At 73.6% G+C, this 25411-nt stretch carries 20 protein-coding genes and 1 riboswitch; of the genes, 11 read left to right on the top strand and 9 right to left on the bottom strand.

Going from position 1 to position 25411, the window contains the following annotated elements; translation table 11 throughout:
* Positions 1-14: 14 nt before the first annotated feature.
* The 5 genes from ACIQVT_RS22430 to ACIQVT_RS22410 all read right to left on the bottom strand — a co-directional run bounded on the left by ACIQVT_RS22430 (position 15) and on the right by ACIQVT_RS22410 (position 5676).
* A complete protein-coding gene (locus ACIQVT_RS22430; protein WP_403756540.1) occupies positions 15-692 on the bottom strand; it encodes a response regulator in 678 nt (225 codons plus the stop codon).
* A complete protein-coding gene (locus ACIQVT_RS22425) occupies positions 689-2407 on the bottom strand; it encodes an ATP-binding protein (protein WP_403756537.1) in 1719 nt (572 codons plus the stop codon). Before ACIQVT_RS22425 ends, ACIQVT_RS22430 begins: the two co-directional genes overlap by 4 nt.
* 103 nt (positions 2408-2510) lie before the next feature.
* A complete protein-coding gene (locus tag ACIQVT_RS22420) occupies positions 2511-3317 on the bottom strand; it encodes an ABC transporter ATP-binding protein (RefSeq protein WP_403756534.1) in 807 nt (268 codons plus the stop codon).
* Between the two features lie 93 nt (positions 3318-3410).
* Positions 3411-4352: a sucrase ferredoxin gene (locus ACIQVT_RS22415; RefSeq protein ID WP_403756531.1), complete on the bottom strand. Its 942-nt coding sequence runs from the start codon at positions 4350-4352 to the stop codon at positions 3411-3413.
* Positions 4353-4419: 67 nt separating this feature from the next.
* Positions 4420-5676, bottom strand: coding sequence for a citrate synthase (locus tag ACIQVT_RS22410; RefSeq protein ID WP_403756528.1), 1257 nt, complete (start codon positions 5674-5676; stop codon positions 4420-4422).
* 122 nt (positions 5677-5798) lie between these two features.
* Here ACIQVT_RS22410 and ACIQVT_RS22405 point away from each other — a divergent pair, with 122 nt between their 5' ends.
* Entirely contained in the window at positions 5799-6965 is a 1167-nt protein-coding gene (locus ACIQVT_RS22405) for a citrate synthase (RefSeq protein WP_403756525.1), read from the top strand.
* Between the two features lie 126 nt (positions 6966-7091).
* Complete coding sequence (locus tag ACIQVT_RS22400; RefSeq protein ID WP_403756522.1) at positions 7092-8234, top strand: CobW family GTP-binding protein; 1143 nt, start codon at positions 7092-7094, stop codon at positions 8232-8234.
* Positions 8235-8512: 278 nt separating this feature from the next.
* Here ACIQVT_RS22400 and ACIQVT_RS22395 read toward each other — a convergent pair whose 3' ends face one another.
* Positions 8513-10972, bottom strand: coding sequence for a DNA topoisomerase (ATP-hydrolyzing) subunit A (locus ACIQVT_RS22395; protein WP_403756519.1), 2460 nt, complete (start codon positions 10970-10972; stop codon positions 8513-8515).
* A 269-nt stretch (positions 10973-11241) separates the two neighbouring features.
* Here ACIQVT_RS22395 and ACIQVT_RS22390 point away from each other — a divergent pair, with 269 nt between their 5' ends.
* From ACIQVT_RS22390 to ACIQVT_RS22375, 4 genes are all read left to right on the top strand, one after another.
* Positions 11242-12645, top strand: coding sequence for a M16 family metallopeptidase (locus ACIQVT_RS22390; protein WP_403756516.1), 1404 nt, complete (start codon positions 11242-11244; stop codon positions 12643-12645).
* Positions 12642-14030 carry a M16 family metallopeptidase gene (locus tag ACIQVT_RS22385; RefSeq protein WP_403756513.1) on the top strand — a complete coding sequence of 463 codons (1389 nt, stop codon included), beginning with the start codon at positions 12642-12644 and terminating at the stop codon, positions 14028-14030. The genes ACIQVT_RS22390 and ACIQVT_RS22385 overlap by 4 nt, the downstream gene beginning before the upstream one ends.
* Before the next feature lie 232 nt (positions 14031-14262).
* Positions 14263-14423, top strand: a riboswitch (cyclic di-AMP (ydaO/yuaA leader).
* Positions 14424-14435: 12 nt separating this feature from the next.
* Positions 14436-15191, top strand: coding sequence for a M23 family metallopeptidase (locus tag ACIQVT_RS22380; RefSeq protein WP_403756510.1), 756 nt, complete (start codon positions 14436-14438; stop codon positions 15189-15191).
* A gap of 221 nt (positions 15192-15412) precedes the next feature.
* A complete protein-coding gene (locus ACIQVT_RS22375) occupies positions 15413-16099 on the top strand; it encodes a GntR family transcriptional regulator (RefSeq protein ID WP_403756507.1) in 687 nt (228 codons plus the stop codon).
* Positions 16100-16338: 239 nt separating this feature from the next.
* On the opposite strand, the gene ACIQVT_RS22370 is transcribed toward ACIQVT_RS22375, so the two are convergent.
* Positions 16339-16620, bottom strand: coding sequence for an HPr family phosphocarrier protein (locus ACIQVT_RS22370; protein WP_403756504.1), 282 nt, complete (start codon positions 16618-16620; stop codon positions 16339-16341).
* A gap of 176 nt (positions 16621-16796) precedes the next feature.
* Between ACIQVT_RS22370 and ACIQVT_RS22365 the strand changes: the two genes are divergently transcribed.
* The 4 genes from ACIQVT_RS22365 (at position 16797) to ACIQVT_RS22350 (ending at position 22283) form a co-directional block, all read left to right on the top strand.
* Positions 16797-19673 carry a GNAT family N-acetyltransferase gene (locus tag ACIQVT_RS22365; protein WP_403756501.1) on the top strand — a complete coding sequence of 959 codons (2877 nt, stop codon included), beginning with the start codon at positions 16797-16799 and terminating at the stop codon, positions 19671-19673.
* 131 nt (positions 19674-19804) lie between these two features.
* Positions 19805-20401, top strand: a complete 597-nt coding sequence (locus ACIQVT_RS22360) for a DUF5998 family protein (protein ID WP_403756499.1) — start codon at positions 19805-19807, stop codon at positions 20399-20401.
* On the top strand, positions 20401-21591 hold the full coding sequence (locus ACIQVT_RS22355) for an alkaline phosphatase family protein (protein ID WP_403756496.1): 1191 nt from the start codon (positions 20401-20403) through the stop codon (positions 21589-21591). Before ACIQVT_RS22360 ends, ACIQVT_RS22355 begins: the two co-directional genes overlap by 1 nt.
* 41 nt (positions 21592-21632) lie before the next feature.
* A complete protein-coding gene (locus ACIQVT_RS22350; protein WP_403756492.1) occupies positions 21633-22283 on the top strand; it encodes a thymidine kinase in 651 nt (216 codons plus the stop codon).
* Between the two features lie 4 nt (positions 22284-22287).
* On the opposite strand, the gene ACIQVT_RS22345 is transcribed toward ACIQVT_RS22350, so the two are convergent.
* Positions 22288-23079: a VOC family protein gene (locus tag ACIQVT_RS22345; protein ID WP_403756489.1), complete on the bottom strand. Its 792-nt coding sequence runs from the start codon at positions 23077-23079 to the stop codon at positions 22288-22290.
* 311 nt (positions 23080-23390) lie between these two features.
* On the opposite strand from ACIQVT_RS22345, the gene ACIQVT_RS22340 reads away from it, so the two are divergent.
* The gene (locus ACIQVT_RS22340) at positions 23391-24242 is read left to right on the top strand and encodes a sulfurtransferase (RefSeq protein WP_403756485.1); all 852 of its coding nucleotides are present in this window, start codon (positions 23391-23393) and stop codon (positions 24240-24242) included.
* A 55-nt stretch (positions 24243-24297) separates the two neighbouring features.
* Here the strand turns inward: ACIQVT_RS22340 and sepH are convergent, their stop codons facing one another.
* Positions 24298-25338: a septation protein SepH gene (gene sepH, locus ACIQVT_RS22335; RefSeq protein ID WP_403756481.1), complete on the bottom strand. Its 1041-nt coding sequence runs from the start codon at positions 25336-25338 to the stop codon at positions 24298-24300.
* Positions 25339-25411: the final 73 nt, after the last annotated feature.

Here is a 25411-nt window from a genome sequence, read left to right as displayed (position 1 = left end):
CCGGCGCCCCGGAGCTACGGCGTCACCCAGGCGTACCGGTGTTCCGGCCGGCCGGCGTCGCCGTACTTGAGGGTCAGGCGGGTGCGGCCGGTGCGCTCCAGAAGCTTCAGGTACCGCTGGGCGGTCTGCCGGCTCACCCCCGTCCGCTCGGCGATCTCCTGGGCGGACAACGGCTCCTCGGCGCTCATCAGCGCCTGGCGCACCAGCTCGGCCGTGGTGGGGGAGTGCCCCTTGGGCAGCCGGGGCTCCGACGGGGCGGACAGGGCACCGAAAATGCGGTCCACCTGGGCCTGTTCGGCCTCGCCGCCACCGTCCAGGGTCCGCCGCAGCTCGGCGTACGCCTCCAGCTTGACCCGCAGTCCCGCGAAGGCGAACGGTTTCACCAGGTACTGGAGCGCTCCGTGCCGCATGGCCGCCTGGACGGTGGACACGTCCCGCGCGGCGGTCACCATGATGACGTCCGTCTGGTGGCCGCGCCGGCGCATCTCCTGGACGACCGTGAGGCCCGTGCCGTCGGGCAGGTAGTGATCGAGCAGGACGAGGTCCAGCCGCGGCAGGGTGTCGACGCGGTGCAGCGCCTCGGCGGCGTTGTGCGCCTCGCCGGCCACGTGGAAACCGGGCACCTTCTCCACGTAGGCGGCGTTGACGCGGGCGACGCGCACGTCGTCGTCCACGACCAGAACCTCGATCATCGTGCCTCCTCCTCGGTCTCGGCGGTGACGGGGATGACTGGGGTGACGATGGTTGCGTCGGTGGTGGTGCCGGGGGCATCCTCACGCGCCGTCGGATCGCGGTCCGGTCCGGTCAGCGCCTCGGGCAGCACGACGGTGAACTCCGCGCCACCCCCGGCCGCCGCGCCCACGGTCGCGCTGCCGCCCTGGCGTTCGGCGAGCCGGCGCACCAGGGAGAGCCCGATGCCCCGCTTGCCGTGCGCGGGCGGCCTCTTGGTGGACCACCCATCCGTGAAGACCAGCTCCCACCGGGCCGCCGGGATACCGGGACCCGTGTCGCACACCCGGAGGACGACCGCACGGCCCTCCGCGCGCAACTCGGCCTCCACGCGCGCGTGCGGGGTGCCTGCGACCGCGTCCACGGCGTTGTCCACGAGGTTGCCCACGATCGTCACCAGCCCCCGCGGATCGATCAGCCGGTCGGGGATCCGGGTGCGTTCCGACACCGACAGGACGACCCCGCGCTCGGCCGCCACGGTCGCCTTGCCGACCAGCAGGGCGGCCAGCAGAGGGTCCTGGATCCGTTCGGTGATCTGCTCGGCGGTGGCCCGGTGGTCGCCGACCACCTCGCCGACGAACTCCACGGCGTCGTCGTACATCTCCAGTTCCAGCAGTCCGAGCAGGGTGTGCATCCGGTTGGCGTGCTCGTGGTCCTGGGCGCGCAGGGCGTCGATCAGCCCGCGGGTGGAGTCCAGTTCACGTCCCAGCTGTTCCAGTTCGGTGCGGTCGCGCAGGGTCGCGACGGCGCCGCCGTCGTCGATGGGCATCCGGTTGGCGACCAGTACCCGGTGGCCGCGCACGGTGAGCAGGTCGGTCCCGGTCACCCGGCCGGCCAGCACGTCCGTGGTACGGCCCGCGCCGAGCGCCTCGTCGGGGGCGCACCCCACCGCTTCGTCGCCGATGCCCAGCAGCCGCCGCGCCTCGTCGTTGAGCAGACGGATGCGGCCGCCGCGGTCGAGGGCGACGACCCCCTCCCGGATGCCGTGCAGCATGGCCTCGCGTTCGGCGAGCAGCGCCGAGATGTCGGAGAACGCCAGGTCCCGGGTCTGCCGCTGGACCCGGCGGGAGATCAGCCAGGCGGCCAGGGCGCCCACGGCGAGCGCACCGCCGGCGTACGCGAACAGTCCGGGGATGGCAGCGAGCAGCCGTGCCCGGACGCTGTCGTAGGCGATGCCGACCGAGACCGCGCCGACGACGTGGTGGCCGGCGTCGTACAGCGGGACCTTGCCGCGAGCCGAGCGCCCGAGGGTGCCCCTGTCGATCTCCATGACCTCCTCGCCGGCGAGGGCGGCGGTGGGGTCGGTGGAGACGCGCCGGCCGATCTCCGAGGCCGTGGGGTGCGACCAGCGCACCCAGTCCCGGTTGAGGACCACGATGTACTCGGCGTGGGTGGCTCGGCGTATGCGTTCGGCCTCCCTCTGCACGGGTCCGGTCCTGTCCGGCGGGGAGGTGAGGACGCCCTCGGCGATCTGCGGATCCTGGGCGGTGGTCTCGGCGATGGCCAGCGCGCGGCGCATCGCCTCCTGGTCGAGCTGCTTGCTCAGCGGGGCCAGGAAGAGCCCGGTCGCGAGGATCGCGACTCCCGCGGCGATCGCCACCTGCATCAGCAGCACCTGCGAGAACATCCGCCGGGGCAGGCCGAGACGCAGTCGACGGGCGGGGGGAGCGGGTCTCATACCCACGACGGTACGTGGGACGTCCGTGGGCGCCCCAGCAGGTGTGACGCGGATCCCTTGATCGACCTTGACGGTCCGGTCGACGCGGTACAGGAGACGGCGGTCAGTGGCCGGAGCGTGCGTACCACCGGCCGTCGTGACGGGCCACGTGGATGGGGCGTCCGAAGCAGACGGTCATATTGTCCGGGGTGAGGACGGCGTCGACCGGGCCGGATGCCAGCTCGCGGCCTTCCTTGAGCAGGTAGGCGTGTGTGGTGCTGGGCGGGAGCTCCTCCAGGTGGTGGGTGACCGTGACGGTGGCGAGGTCGGCCCGGTCGGCCGCGAGCCCGCGCAGCGCGTCCACGAGGTCCTCGCGGGAGGGCAGGTCGAGGGCGTTGAACGGCTCGTCGAGCAGGAGCAGGGCCGGGTCGGCCATCAGGGCGCGGCAGATGAGGATCCGGGCGCGCTGGCCGCCCGAGCAGTCGCCGAAGCGGCGGTCGGCGAACTCCTTGCACCCCAGCTCGGCGAGGAGGACGTGGGCGCGCTCGCGGGTCGCGGTGTCGTACTCCCGCCACAGCGGCTGCACCGTGCCGGTCGCCCCGGTGAGGACGACGGTGTGGGCGGTGGCGTCCAGCGGGACCTTCTGCGCGGCGGACACCAGTCCGACGCGCGCCCGCAGCTCGCGCACGTCGACGCGGCCGAGCCGGTCACCGAGGACCTCGACGGTGCCGCGGGTGGGATGCATGACCGCCCCGACGAGCCGGAGCAGCGTCGTCTTGCCGGCTCCGTTGGCCCCCAGCAGCGCCCAGTGCTCGCCGGGCCGTACGGTCCAGTCGATCCCCTCGAGGACGATCTCCTGCCCGGTGGTACGGCGGTGGACGGCGACGTCCGACAGCGCGACGACGGCGCGGGATTCCTCGGTTCCGGTCACACGGGCAGGATAGTGCCGTGACCGGCGGCCCTGGCGGGCTCCCGGGCTGCCGTCGGCGTGCGCACGCCCCGGTCGTCGTCGCCGGTCACCGCGCTAGCCGGCGATGGCCGCCGGGCCCAGTGCGCGCACGTCGGTCACGTCCATCCGCGCGGGCGCGCCGAGCACCGATGCGCCGCAGCTCTCCGGCCGGGGCGGCAGCGACGCGCCCTGCGCCACGGTGACCCGCCACCGGCGGCCGTCGGTGTGGACGACGGTGACCTCCCAGCGCGGCGTCGCGCCGTCGGTCCGCACGACGCCGAGCACGCCCGCCCGGTACTCGCCCGCGGCCCTGCGGACGGCCAGCTCGGCCGCCTGGCCGGGCCGGTCCCACGCGGAGCACCCGCGGCATCCCTCGACGACCACCCGCCCCTCCCGCACACCGTGCAGGGCTTCCTTGACGGTGTGGGCCTCGGCGCGGCCGTAGGCGTAGCCGTACGGCAGGACGAGCACCGTCGGCGCGAAACGGTGCCCGCCCAGATGGGTGACCTCCCAGACCCCGCGCACCCCGGAGTCGGCCAGCTCGGCGGCGAGCGGGCGGCCCAGGAGGGCGCAGCAGCGGTCGCGCTTGCCGTTGGTGCAGACGAGGGCGAGCGGGTCACCGCGGTGCGGCCGGCCGCCGAGCACGGCACCGAGGGAACGGGGGTCGCCCGCTCCGAGGGCGGCGAAGTCGAGTTCGAGGAGTCGCTGCGGATCGCGGGTGGTGGCGCCGTGCAACCAGACGCGTCCGGGAACGGTGTGGGCCGCGTACACCTGGAGGACCGGGGACATGCCGTGGTCGGCGTGGGGCCCGGGCCGCCGGATCAGGGCGACCCGTACGCCGGTCGGGCCGGCGGCCGCCTCCAGGGCCCGGCCGAGCGCGGAGTCCAGGTGACTGGAGGTGAGCGCCTTGGCACCCCACGGCCCGGGCTGCTCCAGCAGCAGCCACGTCGTCGCCGTGGCCGCCGTGCCGGAAAGCGGCTCGTCGAGGTTCCGGGAGACGGTCGCACACCTACTCACAGAGGTGAGCCTAACCTGACTCCTCGCGTGGCGACTTCCGGCGGGCCGTGTCCTCCAGCGTCCGCCGTCAGTCCGGGAGCGGCTGCGGCGGTCGCGCGCCGACGTAGTGGCCGCTGGGGCGCATGCGCAGCGGACGTTCGCCGTACTCCTCCAGGGCGTGCGCGATCCAGCCGGCCGTGCGCGCTACGGCGAAGACGGTCTCGCCGGCCGCGGCGGGCATGCCGCAGGAGACGGTGAACACGGCGAGGGCCAGGTCGACATTGGCGTGCAGCGGGGCGTGCCGGGCGGTGGTGGCGACGACGTCGCGGGCGGCGAGCAGCGCGGACTCCGCCCGCGGGACCTGCTCCAGGAGGTCGAACAGCACGCGAGCGCGGGGGTCTTCGCCGGTGTAGAGCCGGTGGCCGAGGCCGGGAACGCGGCGGCCCGCGCGGAGTTCGTCGGCGATCACCGGGACGGCCGTGCCCTGGTCGAGCACGTCGAGCAGCATCCGGTGGGCCAGGCCGCTGGCGGCGCCGTGCAGCGGGCCCTCCAGGACCCCGAGCCCGGCCGATACCGCCGCGTAGGCGTGCGCCCGGGCGGAGGCGGCGACCCGGACCGCGAGCGTGGACGCGGCCAGGTCGTGGTCGGCGAGCAGAGCGAGTGCGGTGTCCAGGACGCGCAGGGAGGCCTCGTCGGCGGGGCGGCCGGTGAGCCGGCCCCACAGGCGGTGGGCGAGCCGGTCGTCGTCCTCGTGGTCGTGCCGGACCGGCGGCAGCGCGGCGACGAGGGTGGGGATGAGGGTCCGCGCCGTGTCGAGGACGGCCTGCTCGGACAGGTCGAAGCGCAGCGGGTCCTCGGCGGACGCGGCGATCGCCGCGACCCGCAGCCGGTCGGTAGGAGAGGCGTGCTCGGAGAGGGCACCCACCGCGCGGCGGGCGACCTCGACGGTGGTCCGGGGCGCGGTGAACGTCACCCCAGGCGTCAGGCGCCCCGTCCACAACCACTCCGCGACCTCTTCGTAGGAGTGGCGGACGGCCAGTTCGGTGGCGTCCACGCCCCGGAAGAAGTACCGGTCCCGCTCGATCAGCGTGATCCGGGTGCGCACGGAGAGGTCCGTGCCGGAGCCCGCGCCGCCGGCCGCGTCCCGCCGGTTGCGCCGGGCGAGCGCCTCCACCTCCCCGGCCTCGAACGTGCTGGCCCGGCCGCCCGGTTCGCGTCTGCTGCTGAGCAGTCCGCGGCTCACGTACGCGTAGACCGTCTCGGGCTTCACGCCGAGCAGTTCGGCGGCCTCCTTGGTGGTCAGCCGGCGTCCGGGGCGGTGCGGAGCGGGTTCCTGATCGCGCATGGGAGTCACGGTAGCGGTCCTGAACACATTGATGAGTTCAGATTGATCGAATCAATATTGACAGCGAAGTAATCAACTGTGGATAGTCGGATCAAGTGCAACAAGCACAAGGAGGAGGAGTCATGACCCCCGACAGGACCGCCACCCCCCTCATAGACGCGCCGCGCGGTCTCGCGGGCGTCGTCGTCACCGAGACCGAGATCGGTGATGTCCGCGGCCGGGAGGGCTTCTACCACTACCGGCAGTACTCGGCCGTCGAACTCGCCCGCACCCGTGGCTTCGAGGACGTGTGGCATCTCCTGGTGCACGGCACGCTCCCCGACGCGGAGCGGGGCGCCGCCTTCGCCGCGCGGACCGCGGCGCTGCGTCACCTGCCCGATGAGGTGAGCGCGGCGCTGCCAGCGATCGCCGGGGCCGGCCGCCTCTCCGGTCCGCTGGCCGGACTGCGCACCGCGCTGTCGCTGCTGGGCGCCTCGCGGGGCTTCCGGCCGGTGTACGACATCGACGCGGACCGACGGCGCGCCGACACCCTCGCGGCCTGCGCGGCCGTCCCCACTCTGCTGGCCGCTCTGTACCGGCTGGGCCAGGGACTGGACCCGGTCGAGCCACGCACGGACCTCTCGCACGCCGCCAACTACCTGTACATGCTCACCGGTTCCGAGCCCGACCCGCGCCGGGCCCGCGCGGTCGAGCAATACCTGATCTCCACCATCGACCACGGATTCAACGCGTCGACGTTCACCGCCCGTGTCATCGCGTCCACGGGGGCGGATGTCGCCGCCTGCCTGACCGGTGCGATCGGTGCCTTGTCCGGGCCGCTGCACGGGGGTGCGCCCAGCCGGGCCCTGGACACGCTGGACGCCATCGGGACGCCCGCCCGGATCGACCCCTGGATACGGCAGCGGGTGCGCGAGGGCGACCGGATCATGGGGTTCGGGCATGCCGTCTACCGCACCGAGGACCCCCGCTCGCGGATGCTCCGTGAGATCGCCCTCGGCTTCGGCGGCCCCCGGGTGGACTTCGCGGTGGAGGTCGAGCACCGGGTGGAGGCGATCCTCGCCGAGCTGAAGCCGGGCCGTGAGCTGCACACGAACGTGGAGTTCTACGCCGGCGTCGTCATGGAACTGTGCGGTCTGCCCCGGGAGATGTTCACCCCCACCTTCGCCGCCGGGCGGGTGGTGGGCTGGAGCGCCAACGTCCTGGAGCAGGCGGCCGACTCCAAGATCATCCGCCCCGTGGCCCGGTACGTGGGGCCGGAACCGGTGGCCGCGGTGCCGTCAGCCGGGTGACCCCGGGCGGGTGTACGCCTCTTTTCGCCGTACCGCCACCCGCTCGTATCCTGGACGCTCGGTCCATGCTCGTCCGCGCGCCGGGCCCCGAGCCGGTGCGCGCCGGTGCGTCAGAGAGGTCGCCCGTTGGGGAACAGCTCGAACAGCTCAGGGAGCAGCCGCGGTCGGTCGCAGATCCCGGTCGTCGTGCTCGCGGGATTCCTGGGCTCCGGGAAGACCACGCTCCTGAACCATCTGCTGCACCACGGCGGAGGCAGCCGGATCGGGGCGATCGTCAACGACTTCGGGGCTATCCAGATCGACGCCATGGCCGTCGCGGGCGCGCTCGGCGACTCGACCGTGTCGCTCGGCAACGGCTGCCTGTGCTGCGCCGTCGACGCCGGTGAACTCGACCTCTACCTGGACCGGCTGGCCGCTCCCGCCGCCGGTATCGACGTCATCGTCATCGAGGCCAGCGGGCTCGCCGAGCCGCAGGAACTGGTGCGGATGGTTCTCGCCAGCGAGCATCCGGGCATCGTCTACGGGGGCCTGGTCGAGGTCGTCGACGCCGCCGAGTTCGACGACACGCGCGCGAGGCATCCCGAGATCGACCGGCACCTCGCCCTGGCCGACCTGGTGGTCGTCAACAAGCTCGACCGGGCGGACGACGCCCCCCGGGTCCTGGACCTCGTGCGCTCGCTCACCGACCGCGCCGCCGTCGTGCCCGCCACCTACGGCCGCATCGACCCGGAGTTCCTCTTCGACCGCAGGCCCGTCGGGGAACGCGTCGGGCAGTTGTCCTTCGACGACCTGCACGAACCGCACGCCGACGACGAGGGCACCGGCCATCTGCACACCGGGTACGACAGCCTGTCCTTCACCTCCGACGCGCCCATGGAGCCGCGCCGGCTGATGGAGTTCCTGGACGGCCGTCCCGAGGGGCTGTACCGAATCAAGGGGTACGTCGACTTCGGGCCGTACGACCCGCTCAACCGCTATGCCGTGCACGCCGTCGGCCGGTTCCTGCGCTTCTACCCCGAGCCCTGGCCGGCCGACGGCGAGCGTGTCACCCAGCTCGTGCTGATCGGCTCGGGGATCGCCACCGACGCCCTTCACAAGGCGTTGGAGTCCTGCCGGAACGACGCCCCGCACCCCGACGAGCACGGCATGTGGGGCGTCCTGCGGTACGTGCCGGGCTCCGAGGAGGACCCGGACGCGGACACGTTCGAGACCGGGGACAGCGACCCCGGCCTCGAATCCCGGGAGGGCGTCCAGGACCCCGAGGCCTGACCTCGATCCCACCGCCCAGGAGGATGCCGGATCACCGCCCCCCCGCCGACGAGGAGGCGATCGCTCCGCCCTTCCCGGAGCCGGGCCCCCGCTCCCGAAGACGAGCCGATCACCCCAACCTCCGGGGCACGGCCTCGCCTCCGAAACTGAGACACAGGCCCCCGGAGCCGAGACCACCGCCCCGGCCCCCCAGAGCCAAGGCCACCGCCCACCCCGACGGCGACGGCGACGGATCACCCCGCCCCCGCCCCACAGCCGGGCCGCGGCCACCGCCCCGTCTACCCCACCGGTCCCGCCACCACCGCCACCGTCTTCGGCAGCGACGTGCCCGAGCCGTCCCGGCGCGGGTCGGGTTCCGGCAGCTCCGCCGGGGTGCCGTTCTTCTGCGCCGCGCGCGCCGGAATCGGGCCCGCCCAGGCCAGCGAAAGGCAGTCCTCGCCCTTCAGGAACCGCTGGCAGCGCACACCGCCCGTGGCGCGGCCCTTGCGCGGGTACTGGTCGAACGGGGTCAGCTTGGCCGTCGTCTGCACCGAGTCGTCCAGCGTGCCGCGCGAGCCGGCCACCGTGATCACCACCGCGTCGACGGCCGGGTCGACCGCCGTGAAGGAGATCACCTTCGCGCCCTCGGTGAGCTTGATGCCGGTCATGCCGCCGGCCGGACGGCCCTGCGGGCGGACGATGGACGCCTGGAAGCGCAGCAACTGCGCGTCGTCCGTGATGAAGACCAGGTCCTCGTCGCCGGTGCGCAGCTCGGCCGCGCCCACGATCCGGTCGCCGTCCTTGAGGGTGATGACCTCCAGCTCCTCCTTGTTGGAGGGGTAGTCGGGCACCACGCGCTTGACGACACCCTGCTCGGTGCCGATCGCGAGCCCAGGGGACGACTCGTCCAGCGTGGTCAGGCAGACCACCGTCTCGTCGCCCTCCAGGGAGACGAACTCCGCCAGCGGAGCGCCTCCGGAGAGGTTCGGCGCGGTCGCCGTCTCCGGCAGCTGCGGCAGGTCGACGACGTTGATCCGGAGCAGCCGGCCCGCCGACGTCACCGCGCCGATCACCCCGCGCGCGGTCGTGCGCACCGCCGAGACGATCACGTCGTGCTTGACGCGCCTGGCGTCCGCCCCCTCGGCGGACGTGTCGACGCTCGCCGTACGTGCCAGCAGGCCCGTGGAGGACAGGAGCACCCGGCACGGGTCGTCGGCCACCTGCAACGGCACGGTGGCGGCGGGGGCGCCCGCGGACTCCAGCAGGACCGTGCGCCGGTCGGTGCCGAACTTCTTCGACACGGCGGCCAGTTCGGCCGAGACCAGCTTGCGCAGCTCCGCGTCCGACTCCAGGATGCCGGTCAGCTCCGCGATCTCCGAGGTGAGCCGGGACCGCTCCGACTCCAGCTCGATACGGTCGAACTTGGTCAGCCGGCGCAGCGGCGTGTCGAGGATGTACTGCGTCTGCACCTCGCTCAGCGAGAACCGCTCGATCAGCCGGCTCTTGGCCTGTGCGGAGTTCTCGCTGGACCGGATGATCCGGATGACCTCGTCGATGTCGACCAGCGCGGTCAGCAGGCCCTCCACCAGGTGGAGCCGGTCGCGCCGCTTGGCACGGCGGAACTCGCTGCGGCGCCGGACCACCTCGAAGCGGTGGTCGAGGTAGACCTCCAGCAGCTCCTTCAGGCCCAGGGTGAGGGGCTGGCCGTCGACCAGTGCGACGTTGTTGATGCCGAAGGACTCCTCCATGGGCGTCAGCTTGTACAGCTGCTCCAGGATCGCCTCGGGCACGAAGCCGTTCTTGATCTCGATGACCAGGCGCAGGCCGTGCTCGCGGTCGGTGAGGTCCTTGACGTCGGCGATGCCCTGGACCTTCTTCGCGTTGACCAGGTCCTTGATCTTCGCGATCACCTTCTCGGGACCGACGGTGAACGGCAGTTCGGTGACCACCAGCCCCTTGCGGCGGGCGGTGACGGTCTCGACGGTGACCGTGGCGCGCATCTTGAACGTGCCGCGGCCGGTCGCGTAGGCGTCGCGGACGCCGCCCAGTCCGACGATCCGGCCGCCGGTGGGCAGGTCCGGGCCGGGCACGTGCCGCATCAGCGCGTCGAGGTCGGCGTTCGGGTACCGGATCAGGTGGCGGGCCGCGGCGATGACCTCGCGCAGGTTGTGCGGCGGCATGTTCGTCGCCATGCCGACAGCGATGCCCGAGGAGCCGTTGACCAGGAGGTTCGGGAAGGCGGCCGGCAGCGCTACCGGCTCCTGCTCCTGACCGTCGTAGTTCGGCGCGAAGTCGACCGTGTCCTCGTCGATCGACTCGGTCATCAGGCTCGACGCCTCGGCCATCCGGCATTCGGTGTACCGCATGGCCGCCGGCGGGTCGTCGTTGCCCAGCGAGCCGAAGTTGCCGTGCCCGTCGACGAGCGGGACGCGCATGGAGAACGGCTGGGCCATGCGCACCAGGGCGTCGTAGATCGAGGCGTCGCCGTGCGGGTGCAGCTTGCCCATGACCTCGCCGACGACCCGGGCGCACTTCACGTAGCCGCGCTCGGGGCGCAGGCCCATCTCGTTCATCTGGTAGACGATGCGGCGGTGCACCGGCTTGAGGCCGTCACGGGCGTCCGGCAGGGCACGCGAGTAGATGACCGAGTAGGCGTACTCGAGGTAGGAGCCACGCATCTCGTCCACGACGTCGATGTCGAGGATCCGCTCCTCGTACGAATCGTCGGGCGGCGGGGTCTTCGTGCTGCGGCGGGCCATCGCTGCCGGCTCCTTGCTGAAGCGACTGACTGAACTGACGCGGACCATTGTGGACCGCCGCACCGACAGCCCGGGCCACGACCCGGTCTCCGTGGACCCGGCCGGTGCCGGCGGGCCCTGCGCAGACGGGTCGCACGCAGGCTACGCGATCCGCTGTGGGCGTACGTCCCGCGGGAACTTCGCCGGGGCCCCGCACGCTTTGCATACAGTGGCGGGAACGGCAGGAAAACCGCGGTTCCACGACCGCCTCCGCTCGCGAAGGGACGTACATGCCCATGGGTCACACGACCACAGCCGAGGCAGGCTCCGGGGGCCTGACAGCGACCGAGCACCGCCTGGCCAACGGTCTGCGCGTGGTGCTCTCCGAGGACCACCTGACCCCCGTGGCGGCGGTCTGCCTCTGGTACGACGTCGGCTCCCGCCACGAGGTCGAGGGGCGAACCGGTCTGGCTCACCTCTTCGAGCACCTGATGTTCCAGGGTTCGGGCCAGGTCACGGGCAACGGCCACTTCGAGCTGGTGCAGGGCGCCGGCGGTTCGCTGAACGGCACCACGAGCTTCGAGCGCACCAACTACTTCGAGACCATGCCCGCCCACCAGCTGGAGCTGGCGCTCTGGCTGGAGGCCGACCGCATGGGCTCCCTGCTGGCCGCCCTGGACGAGGAGTCCATGGAGAACCAGCGGGACGTCGTCAAGAACGAGCGCCGCCAGCGCTACGACAACGTGCCCTACGGCACCGCCTTCGAGAAGCTGACCGCCCTGTCCTACCCGGAGGGCCACCCCTACCACCACACGCCGATCGGCTCGATGGCGGACCTGGACGCGGCCACCCTGGAGGACGCGCGCAGCTTCTTCCGCACCTACTACGCGCCGAACAACGCGGTGCTCTCCGTGGTCGGCGACATCGACCCCGAGCAGACCCTCGCCTGGGTCGAGAAGTACTTCGGCTCCATCGCCTCCCACGACGGCAAGCCCGAGCCCCGCGACGGTTCCCTGCCGGACGTCCTCGGCGAACAGCTGCGCGAGGTCGTCGTGGAGGAGGTGCCGGCGCGCGCCCTGATGGCCGCCTACCGGCTGCCGCACGACGGCACGCGCGCGTGCGACGCGGCCGACCTGGCCCTGACCGTCCTCGGCGGCGGCGAGTCCTCCCGGCTGTACAACCGGCTGGTGCGCCGCGACCGTACGGCCGTCGCGGCCGGCTTCGGCCTGCTGCGTCTGGCCGGCGCGCCCTCCATGGGCTGGCTTGACGTGAAGACCTCCGGTGATGTCGAGGTGCCGGTCATCGAGGCCGCCATCGACGAGGAGCTGGCCCGGTTCGCCGAGGAGGGCCCCACGCCGGAGGAGATGGAACGCGCGCAGGCCCAGCTGGAGCGCGAGTGGCTGGACCGGCTCGGCACGGTCGCGGGCCGCGCCGACGAACTGTGCCGCTTCGCCGTTCTGTTCGGCGACCCGCAGCTCGCCCTGACCGCCGTCGAGCGCGTCCTGGAGGTGACCCCGGAGGAGGTGCGGGACGTCGCCCGGGCCCGCCTGCGCCCCGACAACCGCGCGGTCCTCGTCTACGAGCCGAAGTCCCCGGAGGCCACCTTGGACGCCGGGGTCCCCGAGGACCCGGAGCAGGAAGCGACCGTAGAGGCGGGCCGCGACGAGACCGAGAACGAGGAGACGGCCAAGTGACCGAGCTCGCCACCATGGAGTTCCACCCCCAGCCGCAGCCCGGCGAGGCCAGGCCCTGGGCGTTCCCGGCGCCGGAGCGCACCGCCCTCGGCAACGGCCTGACGGTGCTGCGCTGCCACCGGCCCGGCCAGCAGGTCGTCGCCGTCGAGGTGCTGCTGGACGCACCGCTGGAAGCCGAGCCGGCCGGTCTGGACGGCGTCGCCACGATCATGGCGCGGGCCTTCTCCGAGGGCACCGACCGGCACTCGGCGGAGGAGTTCGCCGCCGAGCTGGAGCGCGCGGGCGCCACGCTCGACGCGCACGCCGACCACCCCGGCGTCCGGCTCGGCCTGGAGGTCCCGGCCTCCCGCCTGGCCAAGGGCCTCGGCCTGCTCGCCGACGCCCTGCGGGCGCCCGCCTTCGCCGAGAGCGAGGTCGAGCGGCTGGTCCGCAACCGCCTGGACGAGATCCCGCACGAGCTGGCCAGCCCGGCCCGCCGGGCCGCGAAGGAGCTCTCCCGGGAGCTGTTCCCGGCGACCTCGCGCATGTCCCGCCCGCGCCAGGGCACCGAGGAGACGGTCGGGAAGATCGACGCGGCGTCCGTCCGCGCGTTCTACGACCGTCATGTGCGGCCCGCCACGGCCACCGCGGTCGTCGTCGGCGACCTGACCGGCGTCGACCTGGACGAGCTGCTCGCCGAAACCCTGGGCGCCTGGACCGGCACGCCGGGCGAGCCGCGGCCGGTGCCGCCGGTGACCGCCGACGACACGGGGCGCGTGATCATCGTGGACCGGCCCGGCGCCGTCCAGACGCAGCTGCTCATCGGCCGCGTCGGAGCCGACCGGCACGACCGCGTCTGGCCCGCCCAGGTGCTCGGCACCTACTGCCTCGGCGGCACGCTCACCTCCCGCCTGGACCGCGTCCTGCGCGAGGAGAAGGGCTACACCTACGGGGTGCGTGCCTTCGGGCAGGTGCTGCGCTCGGCGCCGGACGGCACGGGGGCGGCGATGCTCGCCATCAGCGGTTCGGTGGACACGCCGAACACCGGCCCCGCGCTGGACGACCTGTGGAAGGTGCTGCGCACGCTCGCGGCGGAGGGCCTGACCGACGCGGAGCGGGACGTCGCCGTGCAGAACCTGGTCGGCGTGGCGCCGTTGAAGTACGAGACGGCGGCGGCCGTCGCGGGCACCCTGGCCGACCAGGTCGAGCAGCACCTGCCCGACGATTTCCAGGCGACGCTCTATCAGCGGCTGGCCGCCACGGGCACGGTGGAGGCCACGGCGGCCGTCGTGAACGCCTTCCCGGTGGACCGCCTGGTGACGGTCCTCGTCGGTGACGCCGCGGCGATCAAGGCACCGGTCGAGGCGCTCGGCATCGGCGAAGTCAGCGTCGTGGCCGCGGAGTAGACGCACCGGCGGACACGACGGCGGCGCACGCGCGCGGGGGCCCTGCCGACCTACGGGTCGTCAGGGCCCCCGCCGTTCCACTCGTTCCCTCAGATGCCCGTTTTGGGGCGGACGTTGCCTGTCTGCCCTGTGGGATGCGCTACAAAAACGCGGATCTGTTTGAGGACGGCGCGCACGCCGCCGTACCGTCATGCGGGCTGTTCGTCAGGCAGTGCGCCGCACCAGCGGCACCGGACAGCCATCGCCGAGTCCCCGTACGGCGCGAGCCAGGGGAGCCGGGGACCCATCGTCCCTGGGGTGAATCGGGCGCCCGCGCGCGAGCGAGGGGGCCCGTAGGAGACCTTCCTGCTCCGAACCCGTCAGCTAACCCGGTAGGCGAGAGGGAAGGAAAGGACCAGCCACTTCATGGCGTTCATGTGCGCCGCCGGGAAGCATCGCAAGCCCGGCCGGGTCAAGCGCACCACCGCTCAGGCGGCCGGTGTCGCGGCCCTCACCACCACGGGTGTCATCGGTACCCTCGCCGCCTCCCCGGCGCTCGCCGCCGACGCTTCCGTGGAGCAGACCGGCCTCACCCCGGTCCTCACCGTGAACGACGACGTCGCCGAGCAGATCGACGCGCAGGCCGCCGCCCAGCAGCAGGCAGCCGAGCGCAAGGCCGCCGAGGAGGCCGCGCAGAAGGCCGCCGCCGAGCGGGCCCAGGAGGTCCACGAGGCCCGGATCCGCGCCGCCCGCGATGCCGAGCGCAAGCGGCTGAACGCCTTCGTCCTCCCGATAGCGCAGTCCTACGTCTCCACGGGCTACCAGGCCAGCAGCTCCCTGTGGTCCTCCGGCGCGCACACCGGCGTCGACTTCCACGCGGCCAGCGGCACCTCCGTCCACGCGGTGGGCGCCGGCACGGTCGTTTCCACGGGCTGGGGCGGCGCGTACGGCAACCAGATCGTGATCCGGATGGCCGACGGCATGTACACCCAGTACGGCCACCTGTCCTCCATCGCCGTCACGGCGGGCCAGAAGGTCGTCCCCGGCCAGCAGATCGGCCTGTCGGGCGCGACCGGTCACGTCACCGGCCCGCACCTGCACTTCGAGGCCCGTACGACCCCGGACTACGGCTCGGACGTCGACCCGGTCGCCTACCTCCGCAAGCACGGCGTGAACGTCTGACCGGACAAAAGCCCGCACAGCCTTCGCCAGACCCCGGCTCACCGAGCCGGGGTCCTCGTGTTTTCTCCGAGCCCCCCGTTTTCCGCCGATCCGCCGGCCCGCTGACCAAAAAATATCCATGGATGACGTCCTGCCGTCGGAAATTCAGGCCCATTGGAATAGAGTCACGGGAACACACGTCCATCGTCGGCGTTTCACGGGAATTAAGGCGGAGGTCGGTCATGCGTATTCCGGCGCACTCGGTGTGCACCGCTGTCCGGGACGACATCGTCGCCGGTGTCTACGAGCGCGGCAGCCGCCTCACCGAGGAAGTCCTGGCCCGTCGCTACGGCGTCTCGCGCGTCCCCGTCCGCGAGGCCCTGCGGACCCTGGAGGCGGAGGGGTTCGTGGTGACCCGCCGGCACGCGGGCGCGTGTGTGGCCGAGCCGACCGAGCAGGAGGCCGCCGACCTGCTGGAGATGCGGACGCTGCTGGAGCCGCTGGGGGCCGCCCGGGCCGCACAGCGGCGCACCGAGGCCCATCTGAAGGTGCTGCGCGGACTGGTCCGCCTGGGGCAGGACCGGGCGAGGAGGGGCGGCGGCGAGGATCTGCGCGCGCTGGGCGGCTGGTTCCACGAGACGCTCGCCCAGGCCTCCGGCAGTCCCTCGCTGACCTCGATGCTCACCCAGCTGCGGCACAAGATCGCCTGGATGTACGCGGTGGTGGCGCCGCTCGGCCCGGTGGAGTCGTGGGCGGAGCACGGGGCGATCGTGGACGCGGTGGCGCGCGGGGACGGCGAGCGCGCGCGGGCGCTCACGGCGCTGCACACCGAGCGCGCCGCCGGCGGCCATCGGCTGCGTCCGCCCGGCACGCCGGAGCGTGTGAGGACCTCGCAACGAACCGTAAACATGACGGGCCCGCGCAATTAACGCGGGCACCGTATACAAAGGTGAGGTATTCCCGGGAGGGTGCTTTTCGCTGCCCGAATTCAGCGCCGCCGCAATTCTCGGGGCGGTGTCGGCGCGCGGCGGCCCGTAAAGCGACCGAATGGCGTGCGCGGTGTGCGGTAGAACCGCGGAATCCGCGAACCGCGCTCTCGGGCACCGAAACGACGGAGCCGCGCCCCCCGGAAAGGGGGGCGCGGCTCCGTCGCTCCGCGCGGTGTCGCTCAGACGGTCTCGGGCAGCTCGTCCAGGCCCTCGGCGACCAGCTTGGCAAGCCGGTCCAGGGCGGCGTCCGCGCCCTCCGCGTCGGAGGCGAGGACGATCTCCTCACCGCCCTGGGCGCCCAGGCCCAGGACGGCCAGCATGGACGCCGCGTTGACGGGGTCGCCCCCGGCCTTGGCGATGGTGACCGGGACGCCTGTGGCCGTGGCGGCTCGGACGAAGATGGAAGCGGGGCGGGCGTGGAGGCCCTCGGCCCAGCCGACGTTGACGCGGCGCTCAGCCATGTGTTGCTGCCCTTCAGTACTCAGGGTTGTCTAGACCAGTTTCCCATATGGTGAAGCGTGCCCGGAGCGGACGTCCGCCCGCTGCGGTGTGCCGCCGGACCGCGGCCTCGGTCCGGCGTGCCGTTCCCACAGACTGCCTCGCGCCGTTGTCGTACGCGAGCCGTACTCTGGGGCCCATGCAGACCCCGGCGGACCGGCAGGACCGGCACGAGTACCCCGCCCACTGGGAGGCGGACGTGGTGCTGCGTGACGGGGGAACCGCGCGCATCCGGCCCATCACCGTCGATGACGCCGACCGGCTGGTCAGCTTCTACGAGCAGGTGTCGGACGAGTCCAAGTACTACCGCTTCTTCGCGCCGTACCCGCGGCTCTCCGCCAAGGACGTGCACCGCTTCACGCACCACGACTTCGTGGACCGGGTGGGACTCGCGGCCACCGTCGGCGGCGAGTTCATCGCCACCGTACGCTACGACCGTATCGGCGCCGACGGCATGCCGGCCTCGGGCCCCGCCGACGAGGCCGAGGTCGCCTTCCTGGTCCAGGACGCCCACCAGGGGCGCGGGGTGGCCTCCGCCCTGCTGGAGCACATCGCGGCCGTCGCGCGCGAGCGGGGCATCCGGCGCTTCGCCGCCGAGGTGCTGCCCGCCAACAACAGGATGATCAAGGTGTTCACGGACGCCGGCTACACCCAGCGGCGCAGCTTCGAGGACGGCGTGGTCCGCCTGGAGTTCGGCCTCGAACCCACCGACCGTTCGCTGGCCGTGCAGCGCGCGCGGGAGCAGCGCGCCGAGGCCCGCTCGGTACGGCGGCTCCTCGCGCCCGGGTCCGTGGCGGTCGTCGGCGTCGGCCGCGTCCCCGGCGGGGTGGGCCGCGGCGTCCTCGGCAACATCCGCGACGCCGGCTACCCGGGCCGGCTGCACGCCGTCAACAGTGCCTTCCCCGCCGGCCTCGGGGAGGTCGACGGGGTGCCCGCGCACCGGTCGGTGCGGGACATCGAGGGGCCCGTCGACCTCGCCGTCGTCGCCGTACCCGCCGAGCAGGTGCCCGCCGTGGTCGCCGAGTGCGGGGAACACGGCGTCCAGGGACTCGTGGTGCTCTCCGCGGGATACGCCGAGAGCGGTCCCGGCGGACGGGAGCGGCAGCGGGCCCTGGTCCGGGCCGCGCGCGCCTACGGCATGCGGATCATCGGACCCAACGCCTTCGGCGTCATCAACACCGCCCCGGACGTCCGGCTGAACGCCTCCCTCGCCCCGGAGATGCCCCGCCCCGGCCGGATCGGGATGTTCGCCCAGTCCGGTGCCATCGGCATCGCCCTGCTGTCCCGGCTGCACCGGCGCGGGGGAGGGGTCACCGGAGTCACCGGCGTGTCCACCTTCGTCTCCGCGGGCAACCGGGCGGACGTCTCCGGCAACGACGTCCTCCAGTACTGGTACGACGACCCGGACACCGACGTCGTCCTCATGTACCTGGAGTCCATCGGCAACCCGCGCAAGTTCACCCGCCTCGCCCGGCGGACGGCGGCGGCCAAGCCGCTGGTGGTGGTCCAGGGCACCGGGACGGCGCCGCAGGGACACGCGGTACGGGCCACCCGGCTGCCGTACGCGACCGTCTCCGCGCTGCTCCGGCAGGCCGGGGTGATCCGCGTCGACACGATCACCGAGCTGGTCGACGCGGGCCTGCTCCTCGCCCGCCAGCCGCTGCCCGCCGGCCCGCGCGTGGCCATCCTCGGCAACTCCGAGTCGCTGGGCGTGCTGACGTACGACCGGTGCCTGGCCGAGGGGCTGCGGCCGGCGCGGCCGGTGGACCTGACGACCGGGGCGACGGCGGAGGACTTCCACCGGGCGCTGTCGGCCGCGCTGGCGGACGACACCTGCGACTGCGTGGTCGTCACCGCGATCCCCGCCATCGGGGAGGCGTCACCGGGCGACGCCGAGCTGGCGGCGGCGCTGCGGTCGGCCTCGGCGGCGGTGCCGGGCAAGCCGGTGCTGGTGGTGCACGTGGAGCTCGGCGGGCTGGCCGAGGCGCTGTCGGCCGCGGCGAGCACCGCGCCGCGGGCCGCCGGCAGGCCGGCCGGCCCCGAGGACGGCACCGGGCCCGCCGTGGGGCTCGCAGTACGACCGCCCGCGGCACCGGCCGCGCGGACCCGGACGGAGACGGACGGGGCCGTCCCGCCGGCCCCGCCGGAGGGCACCCGGCTGATCCCCGCCTACCCCGCCGCCGAGCGCGCCGTCCGCGCCCTCTCCGAAGCCGTCAAGTACGCGCGGTGGCGCCGCGAGGCGACCGACCCGGGGAAGGTGCCGGAGTACGACGACGTCGACGAGAAGGGCGCCGCCCGCCTGATCGGCGAACTCCTCGCGCGCGGGGAGGGTCCGACGGTGCCGGCCGCCGAGACCTGCGAGCTGCTCGGGAAGTACGGCGTCCACGTCCGCCGGGCGCTCCCGGCCCCCACCCCGGACGCCGCCGCCGAGGCCGCCCGCGCGCTCGGCTACCCCGTGGCGCTCAAGGCCACCGCCCCGCACCTCAGGCACCGCGCCGACCTGGGCGGAGTACGCCTGGACCTCGCGGACGAGGAGCAACTGCGCCGCGCGTACGCGGAGTTGGCCGAGCTGTTCGGGCGGCCGGAGGAGCTGCGGCCGGTGGTGCAGGGGATGGCGCCGCGCGGGGTCGACACCGTCGTACGGGCCGTGATCGACCCGGCGGCCGGGGCCGTGCTGTCCTTCGGGCTCGCCGGGGCCGCCTCGGAGCTGCTCGGGGACATGGCCCACCGGCTGGTCCCGGTCACGGACCGGGAGGCGGCCTCGCTGGTGCGGGCGATCCGCACCGCGCCGCTGCTGTTCGGCTGGCGCGGCTCCACGCCCGTCGACACCCCCGCGCTGGAGGAGCTGCTGCTGCGCGTTTCCCGGCTGGTCGACGACCACCCGGAGGTCGTCGAGGTCGTCCTGGAGCCCGCCGTCGTCGCCCCGCACGGCGTGAGCGTCCTCGGCGCCACCGTACGGCTCGCGCCCCCGCCCGCCCGCGACGACCTGGGCCCGCGCACGCTGCCGGCCTACTGAGCACGGGAGCGGAAGCCGCCGGCGCCACCACGGCCCGGAACCGGTCCGCGCCGGCCCGGCCTCCGCCGCCCCGGCCGCCGCCCGCTTCGGGCCGTACGACTGGCCCGGACCGCCTCCGGCCACGGATTAGGATGGACGCCATGGCCAAGACCAGTACGACGACCCAGGGGCTGCGCGCGGCGATCGAGCGCAGCGGCTACTACCCGGCCCTCGTGGCCGACGCGGTGGAGGCCGCCGTGGGCGGCGAACCCATCCGGTCGTACCTGGTCCACCAGGAGACGACGTTCGACCAGAACGAGGTGCGCCGGCACGTGACGGTGCTGGTCCTCACCGGCAACCGCTTCATCGTCAGCCACACCGACGAGCAGGCCGCCGACACCACCTCCCCGACGCCGTACGCCACCACCTCCACCGAGTCCGTCAAGCTCGGCCGGGTCTCGTCGGTCGTGGTCAGCCGGGTCGTCGCCAACCCCGAGCAGTACACGCCCGGCACGCTGCCCCGCGAGGTCGTGCTGACCATCGGCTGGGGCGCGGTCAGCCGCATCGACCTGGAGCCCGCCGCCTGCGGCGACCCCAACTGCGACGCCGACCACGGCTACACGGGCAACTCCACCGCGGACGACCTCAGCCTGCGCGTCAGCGAGGCCGGGGACGGCCCGGAGACGGTGCGCCAGGCGCTCGCCTTCGCGCAGGCCGTCTCCGAGGCGACCGCGGACCCCACCCGCTGATGTCCCAGTCCTCCACCTGGGACGACTGGGAACCCCTCGCCCTGGACACCGCGCCGCTGCCCGAGTACGGCACCGGCTCCCTCGCCGACCTGCTGCCCACGGTGGCCGCCGGCATGGGCGTCCCCGGCCTGACCGCCACGATCACCGAGCTGACCCCGGCCGACCGGGTCTGCGTCTTCCTGATCGACGGGCTCGGCTGGGAACAGCTCAGGTCCCACCCGGACGAGGCCCCCTACCTGACCTCCCTGCTCGGCAGCTCGCGCGGCGGCACCGGCCGCCCGCTCACCGCCGGCTACCCCGCCACCACGGCCACCTCCCTCGCCTCCGTGGGCACCGGCCTGCCGCCCGGCGCGCACGGCCTGCCCGGCTACGCCGTGCGGAACCCGGCCACCGGCGAGCTGATGAACCAGCTCCGCTGGAACCCGTACACCCCGCCGCAGCCCTGGCAGCCCTACCCCACCGTCTTCCAGCTGGCCGACCGGGCCGGGGTGCACGCCGCCCAGGTGTCCTCGCCCGCCTTCCAGCACACCCCGCTCACCAAGGTCGCGCTCAGCGGCGGCACCTTCCACGGACGGCTCACCGGCGAGGAACGCATGGACCTCGCCGCGGCCCAGCTGGCCGCCGGGGACCGCGCGCTGGTGTACACGTACTACGCCGAACTGGACGGCTCCGGACACCGCTACGGCGTCGCCTCCGACACCTGGCGCGGCCAGCTGATGTACGTCGACCGGCTGGTCCAGCGCCTCGCCGAGCAACTGCCGCCGCGCAGCGCGCTCTACGTGACCGCCGACCACGGCATGGTCGACGTCCCGTTCGACGAGCGGCACCGCATCGACTTCGACGAGGACTGGGAGCTGAGCGCCGGGGTCGCCCTGCTGGGCGGCGAGGGCCGGGCCCGGCACGTCTACGCGGTGCCCGGCGCCGAGAACGACGTCCTGACCTGCTGGCGCGAGGTGCTGGGCGAGCAGTTCTGGGTGGCCTCGCGCGACGAGGCGGTCGCCGCGGGCTGGTTCGGGCCGCGGGTGGACGAACGCGTGTACCCGCGGATCGGGGACGTGGTGGCCGCCGCGCACGACGACGTCCTGCTGATCGCCTCCCAGCGGGAGCCCAAGGAGTCGGCGCTGGCCGGCAACCACGGGTCGATGACCCCCGCGGAGCAGCTCGTCCCGCTCCTCGAAGTACGCTCCTGACAGCCCCCGCCCGCTCCTCGCCGAAAGGTGTTCCACCCCTCATGCCCGAGCTGGTGTTCTTCTCCGGAACGATGGACTGCGGGAAGTCGACGCTGGCTCTCCAGATCGAGCACAACCGTTCCGCGCGTGGCCTGGCCGGGATGATCTTCACCCGGGACGACCGCGCGGGCGAGGGCAAGCTGTCCTCCCGGCTGGGCCTGGTCACCGACGCGGTGGAGGTCGAGGACGGCCAGGATCTCTACGCGTACCTGGTGGACCACCTCTCCCAGGGCGGCCGGGCCGACTACGTGATCGCGGACGAGGCGCAGTTCCTCGCGCCCGGACAGATCGACCAGCTCGCGCGCGTGGTGGACGACCTCGGCCTGGACGTGTTCGCCTTCGGCATCACCACCGACTTCCGCTCCAAGCTCTTCCCCGGCTCGCAGCGGCTCGTGGAGCTGGCCGACCGGATCGAGGTGCTCCAGGTGGAGGCGCTGTGCTGGTGCGGCGCCCGCGCCACGCACAACGCCCGCACGGTCGACGGCGCGATGGTGGTGGAGGGCGCCCAGGTGGTCGTCGGCGACGTCAACCAGTCCGCGGGCGAGGTCGGCTACGAGGTGCTGTGCCGCCGCCACCACCGGCGCCGGATGACCGCCGCGTCGGCCCGCGCGGCGGCCCTGTCCCCGGACGTCCTGCCGGTGCCGTCCGCCTGACGGATCAGTCCGGCTCACGGACCACCGAGAACTCGGCGCCCTCCGGGTCGGCGACGGTCGCCACCCGCCCGTGCGGGCCGTCGTGGGCCGCCCTCAGGATCCGGCCGCCCAGCGCGGTCACCCGCCCGAGCGTCTCGTCGACGTCGAAGACCTCGAAGTACGTCCGCCAGTGCGGTCCCCGGTCCCGGGGCAGGGCATGGCCCACCCCGTGCAGCCCGGCCACCGGACGGTCGCCCAGCCGCAGGGTCACGTAGTCGAAGTCGGGGGAGACCACCGACTCCTCCTCGTAGCCGAAGACGCTCGTGTAGAACTTGGCGACGCTCTCCGTCTCGAAGGTGAGCAGCTCGTTCCAGACGGGGGTGCCGGGCAGGCCGGTGATCGCCGAGCCGAGGTGCGCGGAGCCCTGCCAGATCCCGAACACCGCCCCGGAGGGGTCGGAGGCGATCACCATGCGGCCCGCCTCGGCGGCGTCCAGCGGTCCGACGGCCACCGTCCCGCCGCACAGCCGCACCGTGTCGGCCGTCCGGTCCACGTCGTCCGAGGCGAAGTACGGCGTCCAGGCGACCGGAAGCCGGCGGTCCGGCGGCAGCTGGCCCATCCCCGCCACCTCCCGCCCGTCGAGCAGGGCCCGCACGTACGGGCCGAGCTGCTGCGGGCCCGGCAGGAACTCCCAACCGAACAGCTCACCGTAGAACCCCTCGGTGGCGTCCAGTCCGTGCGCCATCAGGCTCACCCAGCAGGGCGTGCCGGGCGCGCGCCGCGCGTGCGGACCGGCCGGTTCCCGTGCCTCGGTCATCGATCACTCTCTCCCCGGCCCCTTCACGGTGGCCGTGTCGCTTCCGCTCCCGGAAGGGGTGCCCGCGCCGCCGGCGCGCACGCCGGTGCCGGTACCCGCATCCTCCGCGGTGCCGCGGCCGCGCGGCCCGGCGTTTCCTCCGGAAGGATGCCCGATTGCCGTCTTTCACTGCTTGCTGACGATGGCCGACGGGTATCCGTCGGCTGTACGGGCCGTGCCCGATCGCATACGCCATGTGATCGAGCCTGTCCGGCGGAGCAGAGTAGCCGGACCTGGACGCCGCGGCCACCCCTGGCGTATGGATGGACGCCATGACAGCCATCATCACCGCCACCCGACTCGCGGACGAGCTGACCGGGGCGAACCCGCCCGTGCTGCTGGACATCCGCTGGCAGCTCACCCTGGCGAAGGCGGCCGGGGCGCCGGCCTTCGACGGCCGGGCCGCCTACGCGGCCGGGCACCTCCCCGGCGCCGTCTTCGTCGACCTGGACCGGGAACTGGCCGCCCCGCCCGGTGCGAACGGCCGCCATCCGCTGCCCGGCCTCGCGGAGTTCGGTGCGGCGATGCGCCGTGCGGGCGTGTCGTCGGGCCGTCCGGTCGTCGCGTACGACGGCGGGCAGGGCTGGGCCGCCGCGCGCGCGTGGTGGCTGCTGCGCTGGACGGGTCACCCGGACGTGCGGGTCCTCGACGGCGGGTTGCCGTCCTGGGAGGGGGAGCTGTCCACCGAGACTCCCGCTCCGGCCGAGGGCGACTACCGGCCCGTGCCGGCCGCCTCGGGACTGCTGGACGCGGACGGGGCCGCGGCCCTGGCCCGCACGGGTGTGCTCCTCGACGCGCGCGCGGGGGAGCGGTACCGCGGTGAGGTGGAGCCGGTCGACCGGGTCGGCGGCCACATCCCGGGCGCGGTGTCGGCGCCCACCACGGAGAACGTCGGCCCCGACGGCCGCTTCCTGCCCGCGGCGGAACTCCGGGACCGCTTCAAGGCCCTGGGCGTGTCGGGAGACACCGAGGTGGGTGTGTACTGCGGTTCGGGCGTCTCGGGCGCCCACGAGGTGCTCGCCCTGGCCGTGGCCGGCGTCCCCGCGGCCCTCTACGCCGGTTCCTGGTCCGAATGGTCCGCGGACCCCACCCGCCCGGTGGCGGTGGGCGCGGACCCGCAGTAGGACGACCGGATGAGGGGGGCACGCGCGCGTGCCCCCCTCATCCGACGCGAAGAACCTACTCCTGCTTCTTGCGGCGTGTGCCGAAGACGATCTCGTCCCAGCTCGGCACGGCGGCGCGGCGGCCGGGGCGGACGCCGTCGGCCTCGGCCTGCCGGTCCGTCGCGCCGACCAGCCGGTCGCGGTGGCTGCCGACGGAGCGCGGCATGAGGACGTCCGCGTAGGCGGACCCGGCCGACGCGGCGGGCGCCGGGGGTTCCTCGAGGTCCGGCTCGTCGTCGGTCTCCTCCACGGACTCCGCAGGTACCTCCGGGACCACCAGGTCGCCCCGGAAGCTCGGTACCGCCTCCAGCAGGCTGGTCAGCGAGTCGCGTTCGCCCGAGCCCTCCTCGGCCGGCTCGGACGCCTGGGAGGGGAGGCTGAGCCGCTCCCGGTCGACCCGTTCGAGCGCACGGTCCATCGAGCGCTCGCGCGGCAGTCGGGCGATGCGCGGGACGAACGGGAAGCTCGGCTCGGGCACGGCGAGGTCGTCCGACTCGCCGATGAGCGAGCGCGCCTCGTCGTCCACGGCCTGGACGAGCCGCCTGGGTGGGTCGTAGGTCCAGCTGGCCGAGTGCGGTTCGCCCGCCACCCGGTAGACGAGCAGCACCTCCCAGGTGCCGTCGTCGCGGCGCCAGGAGTCCCACTGCACGGTGTCCTTCTCGGCGCCGCGCAGCAGCAGCCGCTCCTGGACGGTCTCGCCGAGCAGCGGGCCGGAGTTCTCGCCGGGGCGGCGGACCGGGGTCTTGCGCGCCCGTTCGGCCATGAAGGCGCGCTCGGCCAGCACCGGTCCCTCGAAGCGCCGTACCCGGTCGACGGGGATGCCGGCGAGCTGGGCGACCTCTTCCGCCGTGGCACCGGCCCTTATCCGCGCCTGGATGTCACGCGGGCGCAGATGGCTCTCGACCTCGATCTCGATCTGCCCGAGGCGTGGCCGGTCGCCGCGCACGGCGGCACGCAGCCGCTCGTCGATCGGCAGCGTGTACTCCGTGGAATCGGCAGCCTTCAGCACCAGCCGTGTGCCGTCATTCGAGACGGCCACGACACGCAGTTCGGGCATGGGGACCTCCCGGGTGGTGCCTGCCGACGTCACGTGCGTCGCTGCTTCCGCTAGTCGAGTGTGGCCTGCCCGG

This window comes from Streptomyces sp. NPDC100445, assembly GCF_044759735.1.
Taxonomy (GTDB): Bacteria; Actinomycetota; Actinomycetes; order Streptomycetales; family Streptomycetaceae; genus Streptomyces.
Note: the sequence above shows the minus strand (reverse complement) of the source record. Positions and strands in the feature narration are given on the sequence as shown.